Here is a 16811-nt window from a genome sequence, read left to right as displayed (position 1 = left end):
CGGCGCGTGGTCAGCCGCTCGCGAGGGTGTCGAGGTGGCGGCGCGGCACCGCTGCGCCCTCCGTCGGCCACCCGACCCGGGAGGAGGTCGCAGCCCACGCCGGGGCCTTCCTCGCCGGGCATGGCTAGGACCCGGCTGCGCCCGACTGCTTCCGCAGCTCCCGGGCGATCAGCTCCGCCAGGTGCAGGGCCCGTCGCCCGTCGGCCAGTTGGGCGATCTGGGTGCGGCAGCTGAACCCGTCCGCGAGGACCACGGTGTCCGGCCCGGCGGCCCGCACCTCGGGCAGCAGGACGCGCTCGGCGATCGCCTCGGACACCTCGAAGTGCCCCCGTTCGAAGCCGAAGTTGCCCGCCAGCCCGCAGCAGCCGGAGTCCAGCACCCGGTTGTCGAGACCCAGTCGGGCCTCGACCCGGCGGTCGGCGGCGCTGCCGAGCACCGCGTGCTGGTGGCAGTGGGTCTGGGTGACGGCCTCCAGCCGGACCCGGGGGAGCGGCGCCTCCGGGGCGTACTCGTCGATGAACTCGGCGAAGGTGCGCGTCCGTTGGGAGAGAGGGCGGCCGTCCGCGCCGAGCAGCCGGGGCAGGTCCTCGCGCAGGGTGGCGGTGCAGCTGGGGTCCAGGCCGACCACGGGGGTGTCGGCCGGGAGCCCGGTGGCCGTCAGGGTCGCCAGGCTGCGCCGCAACACCCGCCGGGCGGTGCCGAGTTGGCCGGTGGAGTACCAGGTGAGGCCGCAGCACACCGGCCCGTCGGGCAGTCGGACGTCGAAGCCCAGGTGTTCCAGCACCTCGACGGCCGAGCGCAGCACGTCGGGCTGGAGGTGGTCGGAGAAGGTGTCCGGCCATAGCAGCACCGGCCGGGCGCCCGCCGGGGCGGGGTGGGCGGCGCGGTGGCGCCGGTACCAGCGGGTGAAGGTCTCGGGCGGGAGGACCGGCAGCACCCGGCGCCGGTCGATCCCGCCGAGCCGCTTGAGCAGGGCGCCGGCCCGGGAGCGGGCCAGCGTGTTGGCGGCCGCGGGTGCCGGCGCGACCGCGCGCAGCCACAGCGGCAGCCAGCCCATCGAGTAGTGGGAGAGCGGGCGGGGCCGGTGCCGGTAGTGCTGGTACAGGAACTCGGTCTTGTAGGTCGCCATGTCGACGTGCACCGGGCAGTCGCTCGCGCAGCCCTTGCAGCTCAGGCAGAGGTCCAGGGCCTCCCGCACCTCCGCCGAGCGCCAGCCGTCCGCAATGGCCTCGCCGCGCAGCATCTCGGCGAGCAGCCGGGCCCGGCCCCGGGTGGAGTGCCGCTCCTCGCCGGTGGCCATGTAGCTGGGGCACATCACCCCGGTCGTCGGGTCCACGCACTTGGCGACGCCCACGCAGCGGTGCACCGCCTTGGTGAGGCTGCCGCCGTCCTGCTCGTACGGCAGGGCCAGCGGCAGCGGGCGGCGCGGGGCGGTGACGAAGCGCAGGTCGGCGTCGAGCGGGCGGGGGTCGACCAGGGCGCCCGGGTTGAGCAGGTTCTCCGGGTCCCAGATCCGCTTGAACTCGCCGAACAGGTCGATGACTTCGGGTGGGTACATGCGCGGCAGCAGCTCGGACCGGGCCTGCCCGTCACCGTGCTCGCCGGAGAGCGAACCGCCGTACGAGACCACCAGGTCGGCCGCCTGCTCCAGGAACTCCCGGAAGACCGGGGCCCCGTGCGGCCGGTCCAGCGGGAAGTCGATCCGCAGGTGCACGCAGCCGTCGCCGAAGTGCCCGTACGGCACGCCGTGCAGGCCGTGCCGGCGCAGCAGGGCGCGCAGACTGCGCAGGTAGTCGCCGAGCCGCTCGGGCGGGACAGCGGAGTCCTCCCAGCCGGGCCAGGCCTCGCCGCCGCCGGGCAGTCGGGTGACGATCCCGGCGCCGGCCTCCCGGACGGCCCACAGCTGGCGCTGCTCGACCGGGTCGGTGACCAGGGCGACGGTGGCCGCGGGCTCCTGGCGCACCGCGTCGGCCAGTCGGCGGGCGGCCTGGTAGGCCTCCAGCGCGGTGGCGCCGCCGGTCTCCAGGAAGAGCCAGCACCCGCCGGCGGGCAGCCGGTCCAGGGCGGGCGGGCGCGGACCGGCGGCGAGCAGCGCGGCGATCAGGTCGGCGGCCATGCCCTCGGCGGTGAGCGGACCGTACGGCAGCAGCGCGGGGACGGCGTCGGCGGCGGCGCCCTCGTCGGGGTAGCCGGCTACCACCAGGGCGCGGGCCGGCGGGTCCTCGACCAGCCGGACGGTGGCGCCCAGCAGCAGCGCGCAGGTGCCCTCGGTGCCGGTCAGCGCCCGGGCCAGGTGGTGGCCGTGTTCGGGCAGCAGGGCGTCCAGCGGGTAGCCGGAGGTGCGGCGGGGCAGCTGCGGCATGCCCTGCCGGATGGTGGCGAGGTTGCGGTCGGTGAACTCCTGGAGTTCGCGGTGCAGTTGGCCGACCCGGCCGGGCAGGTGCGGCAGTGCCGCGCGCTCGGCGGCGGTGAGCGGCCCGCCGACGGTCAGTTCGGTGCCGTCGGCGAGCAGCAGCTCCAGCCGCTCCACGTTGTCGGCGGTGCGGCCCCAGGCGAGCGAGTGGGAGCCGCAGGAGTCGTTGCCGATCATGCCGCCGAGGGTGCAGCGGCTGTGCGTGGACGGGTCCGGGCCGAAGCGCAGCCCGTACGGCCGGGCGGCGCGCTGGAGGTCGTCCAGCACGGTGCCGGGCTGGACGCGGGCGGTGCGGGCCTCGGCGTCGACCTCCAGCACCGCGCCGAGGTGGCGGCGGAAGTCCAGCACCACCGCGCCGGGGCCGATCGCCTGCCCGCCGATGCTCGTCCCGGCCCCGCGGGCCACCACCGGCACGCCGTACTGCCGGCACAGCGCCAGCGCGGTGCGCACGTCGTCCGGGTCGGCGGGTTTGACCACCCCGAGCGGCACCTGCCGGTAGTTGGAGGCGTCGTGGCTGTAGACCGTGCGCTCGGCGGCGTCGAAGCGGACCTCCCCGCGCAGCACGGCGGCCAGTTCACGGGCCAGTTCGGCCCCGGGGACGGCGGACGGACGGCTCACCAGGGCCTCCCAGGAAGTGGACTCCGCCGATGATCGCAGCCGGGCCGCCGCACCGGTACCGGGCGCGACGGGGGTACCGCCGTCGGGGTGTCATGCCGAAGGCCCGCGGCAGCCGCGGCGCCACCCGCCGCGCACGCCCGGTGGGCTACTTGCGGCCGGTGAGGGTGCCGCGGGCGATGTGGGAGAGCTTGGCGACCTCGAAGGCCGGGTAGGCGCCGCCGGCCAGCAGGGAGAACTTGATGCCCTCGCGGCCGGCCGGCCTGCGGTGGCCGGGCGGCTGGAAGCGGCGGTGGTGCTCGGCGGCGCGGTGGAAGAACTGGGGGCGTTCGGCGCGGGTGACGCAGCCGGCGAGGTCGAAGACGAACAGGTAGTGCCGGATCATCCGGACGAACAGGGCGTCGCGGACCGCGTACAGGTGGGGCTGGTCCTCCAGCAGGGCGAAGCTGCGCTCGTACTGCTCGAAGAGGTCGAACACGCTGCTGCCGGGCCCGCCGGCCGGGTGGACGGTCTCCCGGCGGCGCAGCTGGACGCACTCGCGGGCCAGGACGGCGGCCTTGCGGGCGCCGAGCAGCGCCGCGTGCACCACCGGGATCTCCTCGTAGCGGCCGTCGGGGAAGGCGAGCCCGAGCTCCTCCCAGTGGCCGCGGCGGATCAGCCGGTCCCAGACCAGCGGGGGCGCGCCGAACAGTTCGGGCCGGTCGAAGGGGGCGAAGGGCTCGGGGCCGGTCTCGGCGAGCAGGGCCTCGGCGCCGCCCGGCCAGTCGCGGTCGTTGTGGCGGCGGGAGTGGCCGAACAGCAGGACGTCGACCGGGCCGGTCTGCCGGAGCCGGTCGGCGAGCGCCTGGAGGGCGTCCCGGGGCAGCAGGTGGTCGGCGTCGAGGAACAGCAGGTGCTCGCCGGTGGCCCGCGCCGCACCCGCGTTCCGGCTCACCCCGACCCCGACGGCCGCGTTCAGGTGCAGCACCGACACCCGGGGGTGTCGGGCCGCGTAGGCGTCGGCGAGCCCGACCGCGGTCTCGGGGGAGCGGTCGGCGACCACGATCACCTCGACGTCGGCCAGGGTCTGGGCGAGCAGCGAGTCCAGGCAGTCGGCGAGCTGTCCGTGCTGGTCGTAGGCGGTGAGCACGACGCTGATCAGGGGTGAGGGCATGACGCCGGAGCGTAAGAGGGCGCGCGAACCGTGGCAAAGGGCTGACGGTGCGTAATTGCGACCAATCAGTGGCAAATCGTACGAGCGTACGCCATATCTTCACGCCGCCTTCCGGACGCGTCCACGCCGGCCGGCGACAGCCCGAGGGCCCGCGACGCGGGGTGTGTCGCGGGCCCAGGGCGTGTACGGAGGAGGGCGGGGCCGGGTCGGCCTAGTACCAGTGGTGGCTCTGCCAGAACGCCCAGGCGCCGCACGGGCTGCCGTAGCGGGAGTTCATGTAGTCCAGGCCCCACTTGATCTGGGTGGCCGGGTTGGTCTTCCAGTCCGAGCCGGCCGAGGCCATCTTGCTGCCCGGCAGCGCCTGGACCAGGCCGTAGGCGCCGGAGGAGGCGTTGACGGCCATCGGGTTCCAGCTGCTCTCGCGGGCCACGATGTTGCTGAAACACTGCAGCTGGCCGGCGGGCACGATCTGGGCGGCGATCTGCTGCGGGGTGCCGGTCGGGGCGGCGAGGCTCTGGCGCTGCTGCGAGCGGGAGGCGGCGGCGTCGGCCTGGGCCTTGGCGTCCGCCTGGGCCTTCGCGTCGGCCGCGGCCTGTGCCTGGGCGTCGGCCTCGGCCTTCGCCTGGGCCTCCTGGGCCGCCTGGGCCGCCTGGGCCTCCTGGGCCGCCTGGGTGGCCTGCTGGGCAGCGGCAGCGGTGTCGGCCTGCGCCTGGTCGGCCACCGGCTTGCCGTCCACCGAGACGGCGGCCGCGGGGGCGGCGGCCTCGGCGGTGTTCCCGGCCTGCGGGATGGCGAGTGCGGCGGTGGCGGCGCTCGCGACCACGAGGGTGGCGACGCCGGTGATCAGGGAGTTGCGGCGGGCATGGCTGAGCTGCATGGAGCGGGCGGTCCTTTTCCGTCGGGGGCCGTGCCGGGGCACTGGGCGCGGGGCATCGCACGGGCTCCGGGTGAGCGGGGCCCGCGCGGCCGTCCGGGACGGCCGTGGCGCCCCGGCCGAGAGCGGCGGGGGCGGGCGGGCTGCGCACGGCGGACGGGGCCGGCCGGCGCTGCCTGGCGACGGGCCATTCTTGGCAGGGCCGGGGACGGGTGGCAAAGGGGCTCGCTACTACGACGAGTAGTGGCCGGGCGGGCGGTTGCCAGGCGGTGCGTCGGTGTGTTTGTAGTGCTTTGTCCGGTTTTGGGGTTCGGGGGTCGAGGGCTGGGGGCGCCGACGGAAGGTGGGGCCGGAAGGCTCCACGGCCTGGGTTCTTCGGGGCGGGCCCGGTGTCAGGGCGGGCGGCCGGGGTGCGGCGGTCGGCGCCGGGGGCGGTACGGGCGGATCGCGACAACTATCCAGGACCGTAGATACGAAACCCCCTGTGGGCGGGCTCACACGCTCGCGGTGTCGACATCGACGCAGCGTGACCGGCCGGTCGCCGGTCGGGCGCCGGTGGACCGGCCCGCCCGGCCCCGCCCGCGCAGGGACTCGTCCGGGCGGGGAACGGCACCGGGCCCGGGAGCCTCCGCAACGGCTCCCGGGCCCGGCGTTCCCGCGCGGGGGCGGACGGGTTCAGGACCCCGCCGCCACCGCCGCCCGCCGGCGCCGGCGGCCCACCACGGCCGAGGCGCCGAGCACGATCGCCGCGGCCACCAGCGACAGGTACATCTGCTTGCGTCCGTCGCTGTCGGTGAACATGTACACCACGACAAAGCCGATCATGCCGATGGCCACCCAGGTGAGATAGGGGTACAGCCACATCCGGACGGTGTGCCGCTCGGGCATCTCACGCTCGATGATCTTGCGCATCCGCAGCTGGGTCGCGCAGATCACCAGCCAGACGAACAGCGCGACCGCGCCGGAGGAGTTCAGCAGGAAGGCGAACACGGTGTTCGGCGAGGTGTAGTTGAAGAACACCGCGATGAAGCCGAAGACCACCGAGGAGAGGATGGCCACCATCGGCACGCCGCGCGAGTTCACCGTCGCGAAGACCTTCGGGGCGTCGCCGCGCTGACCGAGCGAGAAGGCCATCCGGGAGGCGGTGTACATCCCGGAGTTCAGGCAGGAGAGCACCGCCGTCAGCACGATCACGTCCATCACCTGGCCCGCGTGCGGGATGCCCACGTGGTCGAGCACCGCGACGTACGGGCTGTCCTTCACCGCGGCGGAGTCCCACGGCAGCAGGGTGACCACCAGCAGGATCGAGCCCAGGTAGAAGATCCCGATCCGCCAGATCACGCTGTTGGTGGCCTTGCTGACCGCCTTCTCCGGGTCCTCCGACTCGCCGGCCGCCAGGGTGACGATCTCGCTGCCCATGAAGGCGAAGACGACCGTGAGCATGCCGGTGAACACCGCGCCCACGCCGTGCGGCAGGAAGCCGCCGTGGCCGGTCAGGTTGCTGGCGCCGACCGCGTGGGTGTCCGGCAGCACGCCGAAGACGGCGAGGGTGCCGATCACCAGGAACGCGGCGATCGCCACCACCTTGATCCCGGCGAACCAGAACTCGAACTCGCCGTAGGAGGCGACCGAGAACAGGTTGGTGGAGGTCAGTACCGCCATCACGATCAGGGCCCAGCCCCACTGCGGCACGCCCGGCACCCAGTGGTTGAGGATCTTGGCGCCGGCCGTCGCCTCGACGGCGAGCACCACGACCCAGAAGAACCAGTACAGCCAGCCGATGGTGAAGCCGGCCCAGCGGCCCAGCGCGCGGTCCGCGTACGCCGAGAACGAGCCGCTCTGCGGGTCGGCCGCCGCCATCTCGCCGAGCATCCGCATCACCAGCACCACCAGCACGCCGGCCAGGGTGTAGGAGAGCAGGATGCCGGGACCGGTGGAGGCGATGCCCGCGCCGGAGCCGACGAACAGGCCGGCGCCGATCACGCCGCCGATCGCGATCATCGACAGGTGCCGGTTCTTGAGCCCGGCCTTCAGGTGGCCGTCGCCGCCGTGTCCGACCGGGCCGAGCTGGTGGGGGACCTGGGTGGTGTCCGCCGCCTGCTTGGTGGTGTCCGCACTCATGGAGGGTGCCTTCTGCCTTTCCAGCGCGGCATGACCCTCGGCTCGTCGTGCCGGAGGGTGGGGGACAGATCCGCGCATTGCGGTGCAACCTAACTTCTACGCCCGGGTATCGGAACAGCTGAGAGATAACTGTTCGCTCACCGGAGACAAAAGGCCAGGTCAGAGTGGGTGGAGAAGTGGCGGGGAAGGCTCAAATCTGACACAGCGTCACGCTGGCGGGAACCCGCCAGAGCCCTGTCGGAGCAAGTGGCCGATCCGGCCGAACGCGCGCACAGTGGGAACCATGCAGACCACCTGGAAGGGGACGATCAGCTTCGGACTGGTCAGCATCCCCGTCCACCTCTACTCCGCGACCCAGGAGCACGACGTCCCGCTGCACCAGGTGCACGCCAAGGACGGCGGACGGGTGCGGATGAAGCGGTACTGCGAACGGGAGGAGAAGGAGGTCCCGTACGCCGAGATCGCCAAGGGGTACGAGTCGCCCGACGGCCGGACGGTCACGCTCAGCGACGAGGACCTCGCCGACCTGCCGCTGCCCAGCAAGAAGATCATCGACGTGCTGGCCTTCGTGGACGCCACCGAGATCGACCCGCTGATGTTCTCCAAGGCCTACTACGTGGGCGTCGCCGACAAGGCCGCCGCCAAGCCGTACGCCCTGCTGCGCGACGCGCTGGTGGATTCGGGGCAGATCGCCGTCACCAAGATCGCGCTGCGCACCCGGGAGTCACCCGCGGTGCTGCGGGTGCACGACGGGACGCTGGTGCTCCAGACCTGCATCTGGCCCGACGAGGTCCGCCCGGCGGCCGGGATCGCCCCCGAGGAGGACGTCGCGGTGCGGCCGCAGGAGCTCAAGATGGCGCGGTCGCTGATGGACACCCTCTCCGAGGACTTCGACCTCTCCCAGCTCCACGACGACTACCAGCAGGCGCTCCAGCAGGTGATCACCGCCCGGCTGGAGGGCGTCGAGCTCCCGCACGAGGAGGAGCCCGGCGAGGCGCCGGACAACGTGATCGACCTGATGGAGGCGCTGCGCAGCAGCCTCAAGCAGGCCAAGGGCGGCCGGTCACCGGCGGCCCCGGCCGAGGAGGAGCCGGCCGAGGAGGAGCCGGCGCCCCGCAAGCGCGCCGCCGCGAAGCGGACCACCGCCGCGACGAAGACCACCCCCGCGAAGCGGACCACCGCCGCGACGAAGACCGCCGCCGCCGAGAAGGCCGCGGGCACCGGGAAGGCCGCCCCGGTGAAGAAGACCACCACCCGCAAGTCCGCGGCTCCGCGCAAGGCCTCCTGACCGCGCGGGCCGACCCCTCCCCCTCACCTCAGTACCGGAGGCGATCCCGAATGGACCTGCTCACCTACAAGGAACTCGAAACCGGGCCCGAGGCCCCGAAGAACCCGAGCCTGGGCCACCGGGCCTGGCGCTGGCTGCTCAGCCTCAGCCCCACCGTGGTGACCTTCATGGTCGCGCTCTCGATCGGCCTGCTCATGGTCGAGGTCCAGACGGAGTGGGACCCGATGATCGGGTTGATGGCCTTCTTCTGGCTGCTGACCTTCATCGCGCTGGTCGGCATGGTCGCCCGCTGGGCGACGCCCGGCCGGGGCAGGCACCGGACGGTGGCCTCCTGACCCGACCGGCCCGTATCCGGACCCGCATCCGGACCCGCATCCCGACCCGCACTCGCACCCGCACCGGAGGCGTCGCGGCTCCGGGAGGGATCAGCCGATCCACACCGTGGTGACGTTGCAGAACTCCCGGATGCCGTGCCCGGACAGCTCCCGCCCGAAGCCGGAGCGCTTGACCCCGCCGAAGGGCAGCGCCGGGTGCGAGGCGGTCATGCCGTTGAAGAACACCCCGCCGGCCTGGATGTCGCGGACGAAGCGCTCCTGCTCGCCCTGGTCGGTGGTCCAGACGTTGGAACTGAGCCCGAAGGGCGTGTCGTTGGCGAGCGCCACCGCCTCGTCCAGGTCGGCGACCCGGTAGACGGTGGCGACCGGGCCGAAGGTCTCCTCCAGGTGGATCCGCATCGCCGGGGTGATGCCGGTCAGCACGGTCGGCTCGTAGAACCAGCCGGTGTCCCAGCCCATCGGGCGGTTGCCGCCGCACTCGACCCGGGCGCCGTGGGTGCGGGCGTCCTCGACCAGTTCCTCCAGGTCGTCCCGGCCCTGGCGGCTGGCCAGCGGGCCGACGTCGGTGGCCTCGTCCATCGGGTCGCCGATCCGCAGCGCGCGCATCGCCTCGGTGAAGGCGGCGGTGAAGCGGTCGTAGACGTCGGTGTGCACGATGAAGCGTTTGGCGGCGATGCAGGACTGGCCGTTGTTCTGCACCCGGGCCCGGACGGCGGTGGCGACCGCGGCGTCCAGGTCGGCACTCGGCAGGACCACGTACGGGTCGCTGCCGCCCAGTTCCAGCACCGACTTCTTCACCTCGTCCGCGGCGGCGGCCGCGACCGCCCGCCCGGCCGGCTCGCTGCCGGTGAGGGTGACGGCGGCGACCCGGCCGTCCCGGACCACGCCCTCCACCGCGCCCGAGCCGATCAGCAGGGTCTGAAAGCAGCCCTCGGGGAAGCCGGCCCGCCGGAACAGCTCCTCGATCGCGAGCGCCGTGCGCGGCACGTTGGAGGCGTGCTTGAGCAGGCCGACGTTGCCCGCCATCAGGGCCGGCGCGGCGAAGCGGATCACCTGCCAGAACGGGAAGTTCCACGGCATCACGGCGAGCACCGGGCCGAGCGGGCGGTAGCGGACGTACGCCCGGGAGGCGCCGCTGTCGGCCACGTCGGCGGGGTCCGGGTGCTCGTCGGCGAGCAGCGCCTCGGCGTGGTCGGCGTACCAGCGCATCGCCTTGGCGCATTTGGCGGCCTCGGCCCGGGCGGCGGCGATCGGCTTGCCCATCTCCTCGGTCATGGTGCGGGCGAGCGCGTCCTGGTCCCGGTCCAGCAGGTCGGCCGCGCGGTGCATCAGTTCGGCGCGGACGGCGAACGGGGTGCTGCGGTAGCCGTGGAAGGCGGCTTCGGCGCGGGCCAGCCGCCGCTCGATCCCGGCCGCGTCGAGCGGTTCGAAGGTCTGGAGGATCTCGCCGGTCGCGGGGTTGACGCTGGCGATGGGCATGCGGGGCTCCCAGTGGGGGTGTCGGGTCCGGTGCTCTGCCCTCACACCCTCCCCGACGCCCCGCCCCGGGGCGCGCCACCGCCGCCCGGCGTGTCCCGCCGGTGCCGGCGGGCGTCACTCGGGCAGCGACTCCACCCGGGCGGCCGCCTCCCGGGCCCGGGCGCCGGCCCTGGTCCGGGCCGCGGTCACCTGACGGAGCGGGAAGCGGTGCAGGTACTCGGCCTCCAGCTGGCCGGTCCGCAGGGTGTGCCGTTTCAGCGCCTCCTCCGAGCCGTACAGGAAGGTCTCGTGGCGGGTGCGGTGCAGTTGCTCCAGCTCGTGCAGCAGGGTGTCGTTGCCCAGTGCGTGCGGGGAGATGCCCGCGGGCCGGATGTGCGGGTCGTCGGCGTGCTGCATCGCGGTGCCTCCTCGGCGGAAGTCCCCTTCCTCCAGGGTGCCCGCCGACCGCCGCCGGTGCACCCGATCGTCCAGGGCGGTCCGGATGGACAAGGAGAATTGTAAAAGAACTGTCGTACAAGAGCTCTTGTGGATACCCTCCCGGCATGGACGAGACGACGGACGAACCGCGCGGCGCCCGGGAGATCCAGGACTCCCGGGTGCTCGCCGCCCTCACCCACCCGCTGCGCCGCCGGCTGATCGACCTGCTCAGGGTCGACGGCCCGGCCACCGTCGGAAGGCTGGCCGAGCGCACCGGGCAGGCGGTCGGCAACGTCAGCCACCACCTCAAGGTGCTGGCCGAGAGCGGACTGATCGAGGAGGCGGCCGAGCTCGCCCGGGACCGGCGGGAGCGCTGGTGGCGGCTGGCCGACCGCGAACTCGGCTGGACCAGAGCCGACTTCGACGGCGACCCGGTCACCGAGGCGGTCGCCGAGGCGGCCGGATCGATCCTGTTGGAACGCCAGGTCGAGCTGGTCCGTGAGTGGTCCGCGCGACGCGGCGGGTACGGGCCCGACTGGCGGGACGGCTGCTCGGTGGCCACCCAGACCTGGCTGCGGCTCACCCCCGAGGAGGCCCGGGAGCTGGCCGCCGACCTGCACGAGGTGATCCAGAAGTGGGCGCGGCGGCCGGTGCCCGAGGACGGGCGGGAGCGCGAGACCGTCCTGGCCTTCGCCCACAGCGTCCCGGCGCGGCCGTGACCGCCACCCTCGCCCCGTCCGCCGCGGGCCCCGAACTCCGTTCGCGCTGGGGCCTGTTCGCCCAGCGGGACTTCCGGCTGCTCTGGGCCGGACAGACCGTCAGCCGACTGGGCAGCAGCGTCACCACCGTCGCGCTGCCGCTGGTCGCGGTGCTCACCCTGGGCGCCGGGCCGCTCGCGGCGGGCCTGCTGACCAGCGCGATCTGGCTGCCCTGGCTGCTGTTCGGCCTGCCGGCCGGGGTCTGGGTCGGCCGGGTGCCCCGGCGGACCGTGATGATCACCTGCAACCTCGGCTCCGCCGTGCTCCTCGCCAGCGTGCCGGTGGCGGGGTGGCTCGGCGTCCTCACCCTGGCACAGCTGCTGGCCGTGGCCTTCCTCGGCGGGGTCTGCTCGGTGTTCTTCGACGCCGCCGACCAGGCGTACCTGCCCGAGCTGGTGGCCCCGGAGGACCTGATCGAAGGCAACGCCAAGCTCCAGGGCAGCGGTTCGGCGGCCGAGGTCGCGGGCCGCGGGCTGGCCGGGTTGACCGTCCAACTCGTCGGCGCCGCAGCCGGGTTGCTCGTCGACGCGGTGAGCTTCCTGATCGCGGCCGGCACCCTGCTGCGGATCCGCGCCCGGCCGGAGCCGGTGGACCGGGTCGTGCCGGTGGAGCGGGTGGAACGCGCGGAGCAGGCGCGGGCGAGCCTGCGCGAGCAGGTCCGCGAGGGCCTGTCCTTCCTGCTGCGCGACCCCTACCTGCGCGCCTTCCTCTGCTTCGGCGCCGCCGCCAACTTCGCGCTCATGGGCTACCAGGCGATCCTGGCGCTGTTCCTGGTCCGGGAGGCCGGGATCGCCCCCGGCTGGGTCGGCGTGCTCGCCTCTGCGGCCGCGGTCGGCGGGGTGCTCGGCGCGGCGGCGGCCCGCCCGCTGTGCGGCCGGCTGGGAACGGCCCGCGCGGTGCGGACCGTACTGCTCGGCGCCGTCCCGCTCGGGCTGCTGATGCCGCTGGCCGGGCCGGGGCTCGGCACGGCGCTGTACGTCCTCGGCGCGCTCGGGGTGGTCGCGGCCGTGGTGTTCTGCAACGTCGTGCTCGGCAGCTTCCGGCAGTCCTACACCCCGCCCGGGCTGCTCACCCGGGTGGCGGCCGGTTCGATGTTCGCCGTCCACGCCACCATCCCGCTCGGCGCCCTGGCCGGTGGCGCGTTGGGCGAAGCGATCGGGCTGCGGTCCACCATGTGGGTGATGACCGGCCTGCTCGTGGTCGCCGGTGCGCTGCCGCTGTTCTCGCCGCTGCGCACCCTCCGGGAGCTGCCCACGGCGCCCCCGAAGATCGGGGAGATCATAGGATGAATTCCGTACCTTCAGGTCCAATCCCCGACAGCTCGGACAGATCGCACATGCCGCTTCCCAAGGCCGAACTCCACCTGCACATCGAAGGCACCCTCGAACCCGAGCTCGCCTTCGCCCTCGCCGCCCGCAACTCCGTCGAACTGCCGTACGCCGACACGGAGGAACTGCGGAAGGCGTACTCGTTCAGCGACCTGCAGTCCTTCCTCGACCTCTACTACGCGCTGATGGCCGTGCTGCGCACCGAGCAGGACTTCGCCGACCTCGCGGACGCCTACCTGGCCCGGGCCGCCGAACAGGGCGTGCGGCACGCGGAGATCTTCTTCGACCCCCAGGCGCACACCGCGCGCGGAGTGCCGCTCGGCGTGGTCGTGGACGGGCTGACCAGGGCGCTGTCGCGCAGCGAGCAGCGGTACGGCATCAGCACCCAGCTGATCATGTGCTTCCTGCGCGACGAGTCCGCCGACTCCGCCCTGGAGACCTTCGAGGCCGCCCGCCCGTACTTCGACCGGATCGCCGGCATCGGCCTGGACTCGGCCGAGGTCGGCAACCCGCCCGCGAAGTTCCGCGAGGTCTACCGCCGGGCCGCCGAGGCCGGGCTGCGCCGGGTCGCCCACGCGGGTGAGGAGGGCCCGGCGTCGTACATTACCGAGGCGCTGGACGTCCTCGGCGTGGAGCGGATCGACCACGGCCTGCGCTGCCTGGAGGACGGCGAACTCGTCGCCCGACTGGTCCGCGAGCAGGTCCCGCTCACCCTCTGCCCGCTCTCCAACGTCCGGCTGCGCTGCATCGACACCCTCGCCGACCACCCGCTGCGCGAGATGCTGGACGCCGGCCTGCTGGTCACCGTCAACTCCGACGACCCGGCCTACTTCGGCGGCTACGTCGAGGACAACTTCCGCGCCGTCCGGCAGGCCCTGGCCCTCGACCAGGAGACCCTGCGCCGGCTGGCCGCCAACTCCTTCCGGGCCTCCTTCATCGACGACCGCCGCCGGGCCGAACTCCTCGCGGAGGTCGAGCGGTTCACCTTCGACCCGATCGACGGCTGACCGCCCGCCGCCCGCTCCCGGCGGCGGGTGGCGGGAGCGGGCGGTGGACGGGCATCAGATCAGGGTGCTCCAGTAGTACCAGAACCGGTTGAGCACCAGCAGCGCGATCACCGCGTACCAGAGCGCCGGGACGACCCAGTGGTAGCGCACGGCCTCCCGCACCACCGTCCGCATCCTCGGCCCGACCGGGATCACCCCGGAGCGCAGGTTGTGCAGCGTGGTGTACCAGAACAGCGGGATCATCGCGGCCCAGACCACCATGCAGTACGGGCAGAGCGCGCTGATCCGGTACAGCGCCTGGTACATCAGCCAGGTCACGAAGCCGATCCCGAACACCGTCCCGGCCTGGAGGCCGAGCCAGAACCAGCGCCGGAACGACGCCCCGGCGAGCAGCCCGGCGCCGATCGCGATCACCACCCCGAAGGCGACCAGGCCGATCAGCGAGTTGGGGAAGCCGAAGGCCTCCGCCTGGTCGCTGCGCATGACCGAGCCGCAGCTGATGATCGGGTTGATGTTGCAGCTGGGGACGTACGACGGGTCCTTGAGCAGCCGGATCTTGTCCAGCGTGAGGACCGCGGAGGCGAACAGGCCGAGCGCGCCGCCGAGCAGGAGCAGCCAGGCGAAGGGGCGACTCGCGCCGAAGGTCCGGCGGGCAGGGGCAGGGGCGGGGGCGGGCGTCGTCACCCGGTCACCTGCTTGACCAGGGCGGTGAACTGCTCGGGCGAGACGGCCTTGCCGTTGGTCAGGACGTCCAGCTTCTTGCCGTCGAGCTTGACGGTCGGGGTGCCGGTGACGTCGCTCTTGTTGAACTCCTCGTTCACCTTGGCCGCCCACGGCGCGTACGTCCGGTCGGTGACCGCCTTCACGAAGGCGTCGGTCTTGAGGCCGGGCACCTGGCCGGCCAGGTCCAGCAGGTGGTTGACGTCGCCGAAGTCGTCGCTGCGCTCGTCCGGCTGGTTGGCGTAGAGCACGTCGTGGAAGGCCTTGAACTTGTCCACGCCCTCGTTCAGCGCGGCGCCGGCGGCGGCCAGCGCGGTGCGCGAGCCCTTGCCGCCGAGGTTCTTGTCCAGGAACGTCGCCAGGTGGTACTCGATCTTGTACGTGCCGTTGTCGGCGAGCTGCTGGACGGCCTTGCCGGTGGTCGTCTCCAGCTGCTCGCAGAACGGGCAGCGGAAGTCCTCGTAGACCTCCAGGGTGTGCGGCGCGTCGGCCTTGCCGTAGGTGATCACGGTGCCGTCGGTGCCGGTCGCGTTGGCGGGGACGACCAGCGGGCCGTCGGCCCCGGCCGTCGAGGAGGAGCCGGAGGAGCCGCCGACGGCGAAGGCGACGCCGGCCGCGAGCGCGAGCACGGCGACGGAGGCGCCGCCGACCACCACCCGGCGGCGGATCCGGTCGGCGCGCTGGGCCTGGGCGCGGGCCTCGCGCATCCGGTCGGTGGCGTTGGTCTTCCGGTCGGTCTTACGGGTGTTGCTCATGGGGTGTCGTCCTGTGCTCTCGGGCGTACGGAAGGGCGGCGCGACCGGGCGAACCGGGTCGGCGCGGGGCGGGAGAGGACCGCTGGGCGAAGGGGGCTCGGGCGCGGAGGCACCGGGGTGCCGAGGCGCTGAGGGGCTCAGACGGTCAGGGCGAACACCGGCGGACCGCGCCGGACGGCCGGGCGCACCACCGCGTCCTCGGCCGGGACCAGCACACGGCTGGCCCGGGGGAAGGGCACCCGGACCACCGGACGGGCCGGGACGGGCGCGGCCAGCAGCCGCAGCCGGCGGGCGGCGGCGGGGAGGTGCTGGTGCAGGAACTCGCCGAGCATGCCGAGGGCCCGGGTGAGGCCGCTCAGCGCGGCGTCCGCGCGGCGCAGCCAGAAGGCCCCGGCCAGGGCGATCACGGTGTGCAGGAGGAGCAGCACGAGGATGCCGGTCCGCTCGGACTCGCCGTGGCCGAGCAGGAACCCGCCGAGCGAGCCGCCGCCGCAGAGGAGCGGGCGCAGGCCCGGTCCGGCGTCGGGCGGCAGGGACGGGCAGGAGCGCTGGGCCAGGTCGAACAGGGCACTGACGCCGAGCTGCAGGGGGAGGAACGCGGCCGCGATCGCCGGGTAGCCGCGCTCGCGGCCGGCCAGGGCGAAGGCCAGGACGAAGACGGCGGCCGAGGCCAGGCCCATCGTCCCGACCGGCAGCGTACGGCCGGTGACCAGCACCTGGCCGAGCCCGGCGAGCAGCACGACCAGCGCGGCGAAGACCGCCGCGCGGAGCGTCCTGGTGACCGGGCCGATGTCCATGGCATCCGAGTCTGCCACAGGTTGAAAGTGGAACGGTCTTGGTGGTGGCGGGCTGTGAAGAGCCTCACCGGCCCTGCTGAGCTGGGCTTATGCGGTTCTTACGGGGTGTGGGGGTTCCCGTGGGGGTGGCCGTCGGGGTCGCCGTCGGGGCTCGAAGGGGAGTGGCCGTTGGCGGTGCTCACCCTGGCCTCCAGGAGGTCCCGGAAGTGTTCGAGGTCTTCGCGGACCGTGCGCTCGATCACTCCGGCCAGGGCGAAGCCGCGAGGGCCGCCGAACTCGCGATGGACCGCTTCCGGGTCGTACTCCAGACGGATCTGGAGGCGGGTGTGCTCGGGGTCGAGGGGGAGCAGCGCGAAGGCGCCGCTCAGGTGGACGGAGTCCAGCGTGCGCCAGGCCATCACCCGGCCCCGTCCGCGGTCGGTGATCTCGGTGTCCACGGAGCGTTCGGCGCCGTGGATGCGGATGGCGAGGTGGGCGTGGTTGCGGCCGTGCGGGTGGGCGGTGCGGACTCCGTCGACGAACCGGGGGTACTCGTGGACTCGGTGGAGTTGCTCCCAGGTGGCCAGGGCGGGGGCGGAGATGTCGATCTGTTCCTCAAGGGTGGTCATGGGGCCTCCTCCGGAACCAGCCTGCGCCTTGTTGGGGGGTGGGGCAAAGGGGGCCGCTGCGCGGGGCTGGGGTGTGGGGGTGGGCTTTCGGGAGGGTGGGTGGGTCCGGGGGCGGTTCCGGGGGTGGGTGCTCCGGGGGCTGG

15 protein-coding genes are annotated in these 16811 nt (G+C 73.6%); 5 read left to right on the top strand and 10 right to left on the bottom strand.

Translation table 11 applies throughout. The features are described 5' to 3' along the window. Window positions 1-124 precede the first annotated feature (124 nt). The 4 genes from ACZ58X_RS29020 to ACZ58X_RS29005 all read right to left on the bottom strand — a co-directional run bounded on the left by ACZ58X_RS29020 (window position 125) and on the right by ACZ58X_RS29005 (window position 7056). Complete coding sequence (locus ACZ58X_RS29020; protein WP_470336548.1) at window positions 125-3031, bottom strand: FAD-binding and (Fe-S)-binding domain-containing protein; 2907 nt, start codon at window positions 3029-3031, stop codon at window positions 125-127. 145 nt (window positions 3032-3176) lie between these two features. Next, the gene (locus tag ACZ58X_RS29015; RefSeq protein ID WP_470336547.1) at window positions 3177-4181 is read right to left on the bottom strand and encodes a glycosyltransferase family 2 protein; all 1005 of its coding nucleotides are present in this window, start codon (window positions 4179-4181) and stop codon (window positions 3177-3179) included. 211 nt (window positions 4182-4392) lie between these two features. Next, a complete protein-coding gene (locus ACZ58X_RS29010) occupies window positions 4393-5058 on the bottom strand; it encodes an aggregation-promoting factor C-terminal-like domain-containing protein (RefSeq protein ID WP_470336546.1) in 666 nt (221 codons plus the stop codon). A 672-nt stretch (window positions 5059-5730) separates the two neighbouring features. Continuing rightward, window positions 5731-7056, bottom strand: coding sequence for an amino acid permease (locus ACZ58X_RS29005; protein WP_470336687.1), 1326 nt, complete (start codon window positions 7054-7056; stop codon window positions 5731-5733). Between the two features lie 403 nt (window positions 7057-7459). On the opposite strand from ACZ58X_RS29005, the gene ku reads away from it, so the two are divergent. Together ku and ACZ58X_RS28995 are read left to right on the top strand one after the other, a co-directional pair. Further along, window positions 7460-8464, top strand: a complete 1005-nt coding sequence (ku, locus tag ACZ58X_RS29000) for a non-homologous end joining protein Ku (protein ID WP_470336545.1) — start codon at window positions 7460-7462, stop codon at window positions 8462-8464. Window positions 8465-8514: 50 nt separating this feature from the next. After that, on the top strand, window positions 8515-8799 hold the full coding sequence (locus ACZ58X_RS28995; protein ID WP_470336544.1) for a hypothetical protein: 285 nt from the start codon (window positions 8515-8517) through the stop codon (window positions 8797-8799). Between the two features lie 90 nt (window positions 8800-8889). Here the strand turns inward: ACZ58X_RS28995 and ACZ58X_RS28990 are convergent, their stop codons facing one another. Both ACZ58X_RS28990 and ACZ58X_RS28985 read right to left on the bottom strand, forming a co-directional pair. Then, window positions 8890-10278 carry an NADP-dependent succinic semialdehyde dehydrogenase gene (locus tag ACZ58X_RS28990; protein ID WP_470336543.1) on the bottom strand — a complete coding sequence of 463 codons (1389 nt, stop codon included), beginning with the start codon at window positions 10276-10278 and terminating at the stop codon, window positions 8890-8892. Window positions 10279-10392: 114 nt separating this feature from the next. Then, window positions 10393-10767: a DUF6158 family protein gene (locus tag ACZ58X_RS28985; RefSeq protein ID WP_470336542.1), complete on the bottom strand. Its 375-nt coding sequence runs from the start codon at window positions 10765-10767 to the stop codon at window positions 10393-10395. A 53-nt stretch (window positions 10768-10820) separates the two neighbouring features. On the opposite strand from ACZ58X_RS28985, the gene ACZ58X_RS28980 reads away from it, so the two are divergent. From ACZ58X_RS28980 to ACZ58X_RS28970, 3 genes are read left to right on the top strand one after another with little or no spacing between them, the layout of a single operon-like run. Beyond that, window positions 10821-11414 (top strand): ArsR/SmtB family transcription factor, encoded by a 594-nt coding sequence (locus ACZ58X_RS28980; RefSeq protein WP_470336541.1) that lies wholly within the window; start codon window positions 10821-10823, stop codon window positions 11412-11414. Further along, window positions 11411-12742 (top strand): MFS transporter, encoded by a 1332-nt coding sequence (locus ACZ58X_RS28975; RefSeq protein ID WP_470336540.1) that lies wholly within the window; start codon window positions 11411-11413, stop codon window positions 12740-12742. Before ACZ58X_RS28980 ends, ACZ58X_RS28975 begins: the two co-directional genes overlap by 4 nt. A gap of 47 nt (window positions 12743-12789) precedes the next feature. After that, the gene (locus ACZ58X_RS28970) at window positions 12790-13788 is read left to right on the top strand and encodes an adenosine deaminase (RefSeq protein ID WP_470336539.1); all 999 of its coding nucleotides are present in this window, start codon (window positions 12790-12792) and stop codon (window positions 13786-13788) included. A 54-nt stretch (window positions 13789-13842) separates the two neighbouring features. On the opposite strand, the gene ACZ58X_RS28965 is transcribed toward ACZ58X_RS28970, so the two are convergent. The 4 genes from ACZ58X_RS28965 to ACZ58X_RS28950 all read right to left on the bottom strand — a co-directional run bounded on the left by ACZ58X_RS28965 (window position 13843) and on the right by ACZ58X_RS28950 (window position 16668). Next, entirely contained in the window at window positions 13843-14472 is a 630-nt protein-coding gene (locus ACZ58X_RS28965) for a vitamin K epoxide reductase family protein (protein WP_470336538.1), read from the bottom strand. Continuing rightward, on the bottom strand, window positions 14469-15263 hold the full coding sequence (locus ACZ58X_RS28960; RefSeq protein WP_470336537.1) for a DsbA family protein: 795 nt from the start codon (window positions 15261-15263) through the stop codon (window positions 14469-14471). The genes ACZ58X_RS28965 and ACZ58X_RS28960 overlap by 4 nt, the downstream gene beginning before the upstream one ends. Before the next feature lie 137 nt (window positions 15264-15400). Beyond that, window positions 15401-16060 (bottom strand): hypothetical protein, encoded by a 660-nt coding sequence (locus tag ACZ58X_RS28955; protein ID WP_470336536.1) that lies wholly within the window; start codon window positions 16058-16060, stop codon window positions 15401-15403. A 98-nt stretch (window positions 16061-16158) separates the two neighbouring features. Then, window positions 16159-16668, bottom strand: a complete 510-nt coding sequence (locus ACZ58X_RS28950; protein WP_470336535.1) for an SRPBCC family protein — start codon at window positions 16666-16668, stop codon at window positions 16159-16161. Window positions 16669-16811: the final 143 nt, after the last annotated feature.

It is taken from the genome of Kitasatospora sp. NPDC040550 (assembly GCF_055594965.1).
This window is presented reverse-complemented; position numbering and strand designations above follow the sequence as displayed.

Coding starts and splice junctions, on each gene's coding strand:
- ACZ58X_RS29015 (WP_470336547.1), bottom strand. CDS start 4,181: ATGCCCTCACCCCTGATCAGCGTCGTGCTCACCGCCTACGACCAGCAC.
- ACZ58X_RS29010 (WP_470336546.1), bottom strand. CDS start 5,058: ATGCAGCTCAGCCATGCCCGCCGCAACTCCCTGATCACCGGCGTCGCC.
- ACZ58X_RS29005 (WP_470336687.1), bottom strand. CDS start 7,056: ATGATCGCGATCGGCGGCGTGATCGGCGCCGGCCTGTTCGTCGGCTCC.
- ku (WP_470336545.1), top strand. CDS start 7,460: ATGCAGACCACCTGGAAGGGGACGATCAGCTTCGGACTGGTCAGCATC.
- ACZ58X_RS28995 (WP_470336544.1), top strand. CDS start 8,515: ATGGACCTGCTCACCTACAAGGAACTCGAAACCGGGCCCGAGGCCCCG.
- ACZ58X_RS28990 (WP_470336543.1), bottom strand. CDS start 10,278: ATGCCCATCGCCAGCGTCAACCCCGCGACCGGCGAGATCCTCCAGACC.
- ACZ58X_RS28980 (WP_470336541.1), top strand. CDS start 10,821: ATGGACGAGACGACGGACGAACCGCGCGGCGCCCGGGAGATCCAGGAC.
- ACZ58X_RS28970 (WP_470336539.1), top strand. CDS start 12,790: ATGCCGCTTCCCAAGGCCGAACTCCACCTGCACATCGAAGGCACCCTC.
- ACZ58X_RS28960 (WP_470336537.1), bottom strand. CDS start 15,263: ATGAGCAACACCCGTAAGACCGACCGGAAGACCAACGCCACCGACCGG.
- ACZ58X_RS28955 (WP_470336536.1), bottom strand. CDS start 16,060: ATGGACATCGGCCCGGTCACCAGGACGCTCCGCGCGGCGGTCTTCGCC.
- ACZ58X_RS28950 (WP_470336535.1), bottom strand. CDS start 16,668: ATGACCACCCTTGAGGAACAGATCGACATCTCCGCCCCCGCCCTGGCC.